This is a genomic window from candidate division WOR-3 bacterium (genome assembly GCA_039802005.1).
Lineage (GTDB): Bacteria > Hydrothermota > Tepidihabitantia > SM23-42 > JAOAFX01 > JAOAFX01.
Genome location: JBDRVV010000010.1, coordinates 62,519 through 72,958, shown reverse-complemented (window position 1 = coordinate 72,958; position 10,440 = coordinate 62,519). Strand labels below are relative to the sequence as shown.

The 10,440-nt window shown below is 37.0% G+C and carries 10 protein-coding genes; 1 reads left to right on the top strand and 9 read right to left on the bottom strand.

Going from position 1 to position 10,440, the window contains the following annotated elements; all coding sequences use genetic code 11:
* A partial coding sequence (locus tag ABIL69_04985) for a hypothetical protein (protein ID MEO0123341.1) occupies positions 1-913 on the top strand: 913 nt, incomplete at its 5' end.
* Positions 914-1,085: 172 nt separating this feature from the next.
* On the opposite strand, the gene ABIL69_04980 is transcribed toward ABIL69_04985, so the two are convergent.
* The 9 genes from ABIL69_04980 to ABIL69_04940 all read right to left on the bottom strand — a co-directional run bounded on the left by ABIL69_04980 (position 1,086) and on the right by ABIL69_04940 (position 10,436).
* Entirely contained in the window at positions 1,086-1,832 is a 747-nt protein-coding gene (locus ABIL69_04980) for an Omp28-related outer membrane protein (GenBank protein ID MEO0123340.1), read from the bottom strand.
* Positions 1,829-2,566: a T9SS type A sorting domain-containing protein gene (locus tag ABIL69_04975; protein ID MEO0123339.1), complete on the bottom strand. Its 738-nt coding sequence runs from the start codon at positions 2,564-2,566 to the stop codon at positions 1,829-1,831. The genes ABIL69_04980 and ABIL69_04975 overlap by 4 nt, the downstream gene beginning before the upstream one ends.
* Before the next feature lie 52 nt (positions 2,567-2,618).
* Complete coding sequence (locus tag ABIL69_04970; protein ID MEO0123338.1) at positions 2,619-4,409, bottom strand: Omp28-related outer membrane protein; 1,791 nt, start codon at positions 4,407-4,409, stop codon at positions 2,619-2,621.
* Positions 4,406-4,669 (bottom strand): hypothetical protein, encoded by a 264-nt coding sequence (locus ABIL69_04965; protein ID MEO0123337.1) that lies wholly within the window; start codon positions 4,667-4,669, stop codon positions 4,406-4,408. Before ABIL69_04965 ends, ABIL69_04970 begins: the two co-directional genes overlap by 4 nt.
* Positions 4,670-4,904: 235 nt before the next feature.
* Positions 4,905-5,315, bottom strand: coding sequence for an archease (locus ABIL69_04960; GenBank protein ID MEO0123336.1), 411 nt, complete (start codon positions 5,313-5,315; stop codon positions 4,905-4,907).
* Positions 5,316-5,399: 84 nt separating this feature from the next.
* Positions 5,400-5,945, bottom strand: coding sequence for a hypothetical protein (locus ABIL69_04955; protein ID MEO0123335.1), 546 nt, complete (start codon positions 5,943-5,945; stop codon positions 5,400-5,402).
* 29 nt (positions 5,946-5,974) lie between these two features.
* Complete coding sequence (locus ABIL69_04950) at positions 5,975-9,046, bottom strand: alpha-amylase family glycosyl hydrolase (protein ID MEO0123334.1); 3,072 nt, start codon at positions 9,044-9,046, stop codon at positions 5,975-5,977.
* A gap of 76 nt (positions 9,047-9,122) precedes the next feature.
* Positions 9,123-9,356, bottom strand: a complete 234-nt coding sequence (locus ABIL69_04945) for a hypothetical protein (protein ID MEO0123333.1) — start codon at positions 9,354-9,356, stop codon at positions 9,123-9,125.
* An 84-nt stretch (positions 9,357-9,440) separates the two neighbouring features.
* Positions 9,441-10,436, bottom strand: coding sequence for a sodium:calcium antiporter (locus ABIL69_04940; GenBank protein ID MEO0123332.1), 996 nt, complete (start codon positions 10,434-10,436; stop codon positions 9,441-9,443).
* Positions 10,437-10,440: the final 4 nt, after the last annotated feature.

Below are 10,440 nucleotides of genomic sequence, written 5' to 3'. Positions count from 1 at the left end.
AACATATCTTGATACATTTCCTGAAGAAGAACGGTATGATTTACAGCCATTAAAACATATTCCCGAATCAATTAAAGACCTTTTAAAGACCATCAGTTCGGCAACCATTGAACGGTTATTAAAACCCATCAAAGAGCAATATCGCATAGCCCGGCGGTATCGTCCCCATCCGCATGCTTCGGTTTTGAAAAAGAAAATTCCAATTGAACCGCATTTTGAGAAGCCCCAGGATCGGGTAGGGTATGTGGAGCTGGATTCGGTTTCGCATGCTGGTGGAGATCCGCGGGGTGAGCATTGTTTAACCATCGGGATTCCTGAGCTTGGTTTGGGTTGGGATGAATTCAGGGCGGCGCGGAACAAGGCGATGGTTTGGGCGGTGCAGGCATTGGAGGATGTCAAAAAGAGTGTTCCTTATGAGATGCATACGGTACATCCGGATGGTGGGACCGAGGTTTTGAATCGGGCGGTGCTGGAGTTTGCGTTGAAGTATGGGATTCGGATTACGCGTTCACGACCCTATCACAAGAATGATAATCCAGTGGCGGAGAGTCGTAATTTTACATTGGTGCGTTCGTATGTGGGTTATTGTCGTTATGATACGGATGCGGAGTATGAGATTTTAAGAGAGTTGATGCCGTTGATTTCCACCTTGCATAATTATTTCATTCCCAAGATGATGCTGCGGAAAAAGGTGCGGGTTGGTGGTAAGGTTTTTAAGACCTATGATATTGATACGCCGTACAATCGGGCTTTGAATTGTCCCAAGATTCGTGAAGAGAAGAAACAAGAGTTGCGTGAGCGTAAAGCAAATCTTTCTTACTTTGAGCTCTTAGCAAGGATAATCAAATTGCAAAAGAAACTTGACCGAGTTCATAGAAAGAGATATAATCACGGGAGTAAAGAGCATGATTAATTCAATTCTAAAATTATACCCTTATTCGCCTGAGAATCTAAATTTAATTTGGGTAAGATTTTATTTTGATGAAAGACGCCATGCGATAGGGAGTTAAATCAGAGACTTAAGTCTAAAAACAAAAATTAACATGCAATAGCTTATATTTTTATAGTCGTATTACATAATTGCTTTAATTATTCAATTTTACTACTATTGCCTGTACCACCTCCTTGGTTACCATATTCTGAACAAAGGTGACTATGCTTAATTTATTTACATTCCAGTTTGATTGTAAAACAAAATTTGTTTCTTTTATTATTGAATCAGGAAATACAGGATTTATTTTAATGCCTGTTTCATTCGGTATCATCTTACGCATTACAAAGTAAAAGATTGAATCGGGCGCACCGGTCTGTTTAAAATAGACGCTATCTTCGGTAAGTGTTATATATAATTTGTAATCAGATGAGAAAATTGAATCGACCGGAACAATTTTAACCTTAAGCGAGACCATATTTCCTTCTATTTCCTTTTCAAGACCCAGACGTAAACAAGTTTTCTTACCTCTTTCACTTGTTATATAATTTTTATAGGTTGGGTAATCATCTTCAGGTTTCTCAGTCTGGACATTGTAAAGACCATCAAATACCACAATCGGTGAAGTCTGGATTGAATATAATGATTCCCTGACTGCAACATAATCGGGACTTAACGTGTCACCAAGCATACGGCGGTGGTAGGCAATCACTGCAAGACTATCCTTAAATTCTGTTAATAAGCTATCGAGCGCCTCTTCTGCATAAGGACAATATACACAACGGGCAAAGGTAAAAAATTCGGCAAGGACAATTCTATTTGCCGGTTCAATTTTAATCTGAGGGGATTCTGAACATATGGTAAATAATAGTATACCACCTAATATGATTATTCTTTTCATTTAACTTTCACCACCTTTCGGCAAATTTTATTTTCTCCATTGTTTACTTCAATAAAATAAATCCCTTCAGGAACAGATCGATCAAAATTATCATCTCCTGACCAGATGATACATGATTCACGGTTCACGATATCCGATACTGGAATAAAAGATTTCACAACCCGACCTGAAATATCATAAATTATTAATGAAATTTCGGATTTCGGATTGCGAAATGCGGATTTGTTTGGATTTTGGAATTTAATTAGACATTGATCACTGAATGGATTGGGGTACGCTTCAAATTTAAAGGGTTGACTTATGGGTTTGCCTCCATGGATTCCCTGTTCCATTGCTGCATAGACATTTATAGAATCTCTTAAATTCTGGTTGTGAATTGACCAGACCTTCAAATTTATAACCTCTGTTCCCCATACATTGGGCGTTGTATATATTGATATATCAATCCCGGTATCAACTGCCCCGGGTGTAAGATAATCATAAAGGATTATTCCGGGTTCTGCACACTGTCCACCCGCGCAGTATATTGCAAACCAGCCTGGTACGGTATCAATGATTCGGCAATCAAAGGCATAACTATCGGGTTGAGTGCCGGTATTAGTGAGACGGAAATAATAGACGAAATAATCTGTACCGGTCTGGAATGTATCGCTTGTGCAGACAAAACTAAAATTATACTGCGCAAATAAAGGGAGTGCTGCCAACCATAATAGAATAAAAATTTTCAGTCGCATGACTTCTCCTTCTTTAAAGGGGGGACAGAGGTCCCCCCTTAATCTTTTTTATTTAACGAACAATTATGACTTTCTGCAGAAGTTTTGTATTTTCAATTTCCAATTCTGCAAAGTATATCCCGGAAGGCAGAAGTTTGCCATCGTTATCGTCGCCCATCCAGAAATTGGTTGATTTTAAAGCCAGTGATTTAACCAGACGACCAGAAGCGTCGTAGATATTGAGCAACATAGGTTTATTGGAGAATTTTTTAGATTCATATTTAATGATTGCACGGTCGTGGAATGGATTGGGATTGATGCTCAGCAACAATGTTTTTTCAAGATTCTTGGTTTCTTCAATTCCTACCGGACTCGGAATATTTATATCATCAACATACCATCCTTCGTCAACAACACTACCATCACTCAAGAATCTGAATCTCATTCTGATGGTCTGTCCCGAATATGTTTGTAAAGAGTAAATATATTGATTCCAGGCAGTCTGATTTCCGGTAAAGATACCAATGGTCTTCCAGAAACCTGATCCATTATCAATGTCTAAATGTCCATAATCCCAGCCCTGTTCCATACGATATTGATGCCAGAAATACAAATTGCTGTCGGGAGTGACCACAAAGTATGGGCTTACCAAAGATGCATCATTTTCATTTGTGTATTGATGATTTGATTCTACCCCAGAATACCATGAATGCGTTGGCGAGTGGCTCTTGTAAGTTGTGATGTGCCAATTATCGTTGATTCCAGAATGGGTCCAGTTTCCCTGTCCGGCTTCAATATTATCTGAAAAACCAGGGGTTCTGGTAACAATAAACGGGAAGGTATCAGAATGAGTTCCAAAATTTACAAAGAAAGATACCTGTCTTGGCGAAGGACAACTCGCGCTGATTGTGAAATTACATATATTAACCGTATCAATATCACCTGGACCAATTGCGACCGATTGAGGTGTTGCACTGCTGATCGTAATATAAGGGTCAGAGCAGGTGACATTTGCGCTGCCTGAGTAAATACCGTTACCCTGATTCTTACCAAAGACATACATCCTTATTGCTTCACCGGGTTCTGCCCAGCGATTATTATTCCCGCTTGTCTCTTGATATTTTAATCCATAATACTCCATATCCGGTATCGGCACTATCCCAATCTCTGCGCCCTGATATATTTCTCTTGTTGAAGATTGGACAAAGACCACAATTTTACAATCCTTTTCTTTCCAGGAGGCAGAAATTGTAAAATTCCGTGAGCGGGTGATATTGCCATTGGCAGGTATGGTTACCGCTTCGCCGTTCTGGTCCGGAAGCATATCCCTCATTACAAAATCAAGTTTGGTCATTCCCTGCCAGCTATAAGGGATATTGTTTTCTACAACCACAAAATGTAATGTTCCACTGATTGCGCTGGAAGTGGTATTTTGGATGGTCGCGTTTACCGTTCCGGTATTAGCCACGGTATCATAAGAACAGGTCAAGTTAATAACCAGAGGGCTTGATATTGTGAGTCGGTATTTGACTGTATCAAGGAAGCAGGCATATAATGTGCCGGTATGGACACCACCAACGACTCTTTTAGAACCGTCAAACCAGGTGGTAGGATATCCGCTAAGACTATAATAGCTCGCTCGCGCTGCAGCCTCTGATGAATAAAACGGGTCGCTTGTTGAAGAATGGTAGGCAATAACCACGACTGAATCATAACTTCTTTCATATATCTCGTCCAGCGCACGCGCTGCCCCAGGACAGTATGTACACCAGGTCGCAGTAAATTCTTCACAGACCACGACCCGCTGGGCAGCAAAGGCGAATGCTCCAGCGATTATACATATTAACAGCGCTACTTTTTTCATTTTGACCCCCTTTCTTTATTATTAGCGCTTGCGATAATATCCTTTTTCTTTCTATTATCACCTCCTTTCGGTATTTTTGTTTCTGGTAATTTAGAATTTTCAACTACCTTCAAAATTTCCTTATTATATTTTGAGTATTTTTTAATGAAGTTATCAAAGATTTCTTCTAAATTTTGTTTTGTACTTACTGAATATTGAGTAGAATAAAGAGTGAAGGATTTTTTTTCGACCCGACCGGGTCTGTAAGTCCGGCGAGTCATTTGACTACTCCTTTAAATCTGTTTGTATAAATTATATTAGAGATTTTTAACGGAGTGAAGTAGATGCTGTGGTATCTTTTTTCGACCCGACCGGGTCTAAATATCCGGCGAGTCATTTTCTAACTCCTTTGTTAAGGGTAAAGATATTTAAGATAGACAACATTGTAGTATTATAATCATTTTATGAACCCTGTCAAGGGCCCAAAAATACAATGTGATATTATACAAAATAGATTCATACATCAAATATAATCCGCGCCTGATAATGGTCATTTATTTTTTGAATATTAAGGCTATGATAGGTGGCATTCTTGATTTCTAATTTTATCTGATGTCTATTCTTATCAAATATATCGCCTTTCAATTGGGCGTTTAATTCATAATTTTGATTTATCTCAATTGCATATTCAGCGGGGATAAATCCTTTTACAGAAAAATTGTATAACAATTCTCTGCACCATTCTATGAGTAATTCTTCAAATGATATACTCTTTATTTTAAATTCTAAATTTTCTTTTTTTAATATCCTGCCTTTAATCTGGGTCTCAAATATTGCCTGGGCAGCGTTGATAAAAAGTTCTTCCATTGATTTTGCTTTAATTTCAACCCCTAAATCCGCAGTATGATTTAGGTATTTATAAGGCATAAAGAAAAAAGCAATCGGGTTAGGGTTGAGCTGCTGGTTTTTATTTCATATTTCCAGCATCCCAACCCCAACCGTTATTCTGGATTAATAATACCAAACCATATAAAATGCAAATGGCTTGGCATTGCCGATTTTTACTTCCATATATGTGTCACCACCTTCAGGTGGGTTTGAGATGAAAGTAAAACCACTGAGTGCAGCAAGGTTTAATGAAAAATGTTCACTCACAAAATGCTCTAACCCAAATCCAAACGGAAGATTAAATCCAAATTCACTATCCGCACCACCACCCGGAGAAAATAATAAAAATCCGAAACCAGCTTTTCCATAGAGATTGGTTTTCTGGTGCCCTTTGATTAGAAAGTTGACGAGTCCGTTCATAACGAGGTTAATACTTGTTCTGTCATTGGCGTTTCTTAAGGTAAATTGAAAAGTAGGTTCAAGGATCAGATTGGGATTCAATCCGTATCTCGTTACCGCAAGATCTATTACAGGAAGGGTTATTAATTCATTAGCACTCTCCTGATATACATCAGGTGTGAATCCCAAACCCATTCCGATACGGCCGCTTAGGTTATAAGCACTAACCAGCACAATAAATGAGAGCAGCGCAATTGCGCCTTTTTTCATAATGCCTCCTTTCTTCTACCCTATTATATTTAATAATTAACCTCCGTCAAGTTATTTAAAAATTTTATGAATTGATAACCACTTGTCGATGCTAAACTTAAAAGTTGATTTATTTTTGTCCAATAGGGTTTAAATTCATCGGGCTGGAGTGTGCCGGTCTCTTTTACCTTCCGTGAGATAATATCAACAAGTAATACGGAAAGCAATAACTCCAATCTTTCTTTATTGAACCATTCAATATCTTCATATGTATGAACAAACATAAAATTTTTGACTTCTGCTAACTTAAAAAAGTTTGATAAATTTGATTTATCCTCAAAGATTAAATGCCCTTGTTCAATAATAATTGCAAGCGGTGTGTAAAGTATTAAATCTTTTAAATCTCTCGGTTTTCTTATGATATTCTCAATATAGGAATATAAAGGAAATTCAGCAGTAAGAAAGTCAGATAGTTTTATATATTCTTTTACTCTTTCAATCCTTTCAATAGCCTTCATACCTGCTAATGTCCAGTCAATATTCAAAAATCCATTACCATCTAAAAATTCAAACAGTTTTTTAAAATCTTTATCTTGGTTATCCTGTATTTCTTTAAATTCCATAAAAATATGGTATTTGTAGGCACCGAGTTTTATGAACCATCCCTGCTTTGCAAGAATAATTGGGTTCACCAGATAAAAAAGATTGTCTCTATTGTCTCGGCAGAGATAATAAGTTCCTTCCGTGCAATGTAAATTTAATCCTTCGCAAAGATTTTTTGTATGGAACCTATCCGAACCTTTGATCCAACCCTGTGCTTCTTGATAGCGATTATTATAAACGACCAAAATCCGTTCGGATTCGCTTCCATTTGAATATGCAAATACATTTTCATTTATGGTGCCTTTGTTATCAAAAAAGTCATAAAGACAAAAATTATCTACCCCACTAAATAAGTGGCGTTTTTTTAATAACGGGAAAACTTCTCTTTCGTGCCTTTTGATTAAATATTCATCTGCTTTTTCATCCCAATAAGAGCGATAATATTCCATACCATATTTTTCCTGGAACCCTTCAATCTGTCCGTGACCGAACATACATAATCCAGGCATCGTTGCCATCATTATACAAACACCGAAATATTTATCATCTTTACCAAACTGCTGGACTGCCGTCAATTCATCTGGATTACTCATAAAATTGACAAATCTACGTAAGATCTCTGGATTATAATCAAGAACGTTTTTCAAAACCTGATGGTATTCTCTATTCTGCTCCATTTTGAGCATATTCATAAAGGCACTGTTATAAACCCGATGCATTCCAAGGTTTCTTACAAAATATCCTTCCATCAGCCAGAATGCCTCGGCAAGTAATAGTGTATCAGGTGCTTCTCTGGTAATTCGGTCAACCACCTCGCGCCAGAATTCCTTGGGAAATAATTTATTAAATTGTACATTTGTCATACTGTATTCAGTTCTTGATGGAATATCTCCACCTTTGCCTGGTTCTGGAAACCACAAACGGTGATAATGTTTTTTGGTCAGGGTCATTGCCGCATCAAGCCTTATAATAGGAGATTTTCTTGCAATCTCAATGATTTTCTGTATCACTGCTTCTCTAACTTCGGGCAAAAGAAAGTTTAACTGGGCGGTATCATTCCAAGGTGTACTTGTCCCATCATTGCCATGATAAATATATCTCACCTTACCGGTTTTCCTTTCTATAAGCTTAAATACCACCGCAGCATCGGTTCTGTTGTAATATCCATCTTCAATATAAATTTCAATCTCGGGGTCGTCAGATAGGTTCGGTCCGTTGAAACGATAATTAAAAAATGGGGAGCTATCGCGCTGAATAAACCAATCTGGATGTTCTTTTATCCATTTGGAGTCAATCGCAGTGTGATTTGGAACCATATCAACTGCAATTCTGATATTGTAATTTAAAGCCCGCTGTTTTAAATTATTAAACGCCAATTCACCACCCAGCTCCTGGGCAACTGTATAGTCGTATATAGAATAAGCGGAGGCAATTGCATCAGGATTGCCACAAAGTTTTTTTATTTTTGCCGAAGCCTTGCTTCTTTCCCAAATTCCAATGAGCCAGATTGCATTGAATCCCCAATCACTCAAAATTTTCAATTCTTCATCGGGAATTTGATCCAATCTCTTTATTTCTCTATTATACTTTTTGCTTAATTGATATAACCAGACATAGGTATGTTTGGCAATCATCACAACTTTTGGCATCCAGTCTGTATCAGGAGTGAACCTCGGTTCATCAGAATGTATATCTGTATAGACTTCACTACCAGGCGTAAATTCAGGAACAAGTGTTGGCCCTGGACCGGGTATCCTTTCTTTTTTCTCTTCCCGTATAAAATCGAGCGAAACTAAAATGCGCATTGTTAGACGATCAAGCAGTTCAGGTGATAAAATCAATTTCCAGTGTTGTTTTATGTATAATAATTGTCCAGCAAGGGAATTTGGGGCTGCACGCATTGGAGATTTTAAAAGTTCAACAAGGGGTTGATTATATGGACCATAAGTAGGTTGGGTTTTAAAAAATTCCTCAAGTTCAAAAATAACTTTCTTATATTCAGTTAGATTTTTCAATTTCTCATCATCAAACAGTTCTTTGAATTGTAAAAAAGCAGGATTCTCATTGGCCAGGTTTAACATTAAAATTTCTTGAAGTGTAATCAATATGTTTGGTGTGTGTTCTGTTTTCCCGTTGAGATATTCTCCTATTGTTTCTCTTTTTAAATAGACAGAAATTGGCGGGAATAATTTAATGAATTCTTTAATTAAATCAAATACTGCTTTTTGGCTAAATTTTTTGTTTAAATAATCGAGTGCTTTTTTGAATGCATCATGATTTTTTTCGATCTGGTATCTTTGGACTACGAGGTGTAAGATCTCATCAATGAGCCCCATTGCATTTAGATCGGCCGGACTTATTAAATCTTTACCCTTATATTTTCTATTTTTATTCCATTTATCGGCAAATTTTTTTACTGCTGTAATATCGGTAAATACTACATTCCCGCTCAGTTGAAATAAATATCTGTCAAATTTGTATTTCTTGCGGCACTCTCTACTAATATGAAATTCAAACATTTTTATAAGGAACTAAATATATGGGATGAAAGAAGGTTTAATATTATTGGTTATAAAAATGTCAATAAAGGTCTCCCTATGTTTCTTTCTTTTCATATTTACTCAACTGTGCTTCAAGCTCTTGAATCTTCTCAACGAGTTTTTCTTTTTCCGCCTCTTTTTCTTTTTGCGCAATGCGTGTGAGCATTGCGAATGCGATTGCCATTAAAATGATTGCCCAGAAAGGTGTGAACCATTCAAAAATGTTAAATATATTAAACAACAATGCCAAAACTCCTAATAAGAAGACCATAAGTGCCCACAGAGCCATAAAACCCCCTTTGATTTTAGAAAACCTTGCTCAGTTGATAAATTATAATCCAATATGATTTTTTGTCAAGCCCTATAGTAAATTTTACCTTAATAGATATAGCAAAACGAGGTTTAAAATGTATATAATGACAATGAAGATTGAATCTAAGGATAATGGCAGATGCTTCTTCTCTGCCCGATATGTTAGACTAATTATTACTACTGCTGTTATTATTATTCCAGACAACGCTGAAATTATATGATTTTGATTTACCAGAGTAAGTATAGAACCTTTTGTATAGATTAAATCAACAATCCCTAAGATTGCAATGTTAAATATTGTGCTCCCCATTAGATTACCCAGTGCTAAATCCACTGCCTTGCATCTTAATGCGCCGAAACAAACGACTGTTTCCGGTAAAGATGTGGACCAGGCAATCAGTATGTTACCCACAAATGTTTGCCCAAGCCCGGTAATTTCAGCAATCCCTTCGCCAATCTTGGGAAGGAATATTGCTGCAATAATAACGAAAAAGGCATTAATAATAAATAGTGTAATTGCTTTATTTAGTGTTATTCCAGAGTAAGTCTCAAGATTTTGATTATTAACATTTTCAATGAGTTTCCTTTCGTATTGGAAAGTCAATCTCATTGCAAGAAAATATATAATGATAAAAATAACACTATTCAAACCAATCCAGCCAAATGCCGGCATATTTTCTTTTAGAAATAGACTAACAATTACGATACTTAATTGCAATATGCCAAAACTTCCAGAAATTATGTGTCCTGTTTGGGCAACGCTTGAAATTGGTATCTTCCGATAAAATAAGTCGAGGAAGGCTATTATCAAAATATTAAACACACAGCTACCGATCAAATCACCCGCGGCAATATCGGGTACCTGTGCATAAGTAACAGCACTGATTGAATTTACCATTTCCGGAAGGGATGTTATTGAGGCAACCAAAATGAGTCCGATCAAAGTTCTTCCAAGACCGCTTTTTTCTGCAATCACATCACTATAATATGAAAGTCTTGTGCCTGCAAAAAAGATTATTCCCGTGCACAAAAAAAAGCCAAATAGCAAAAGCGCCATAGTA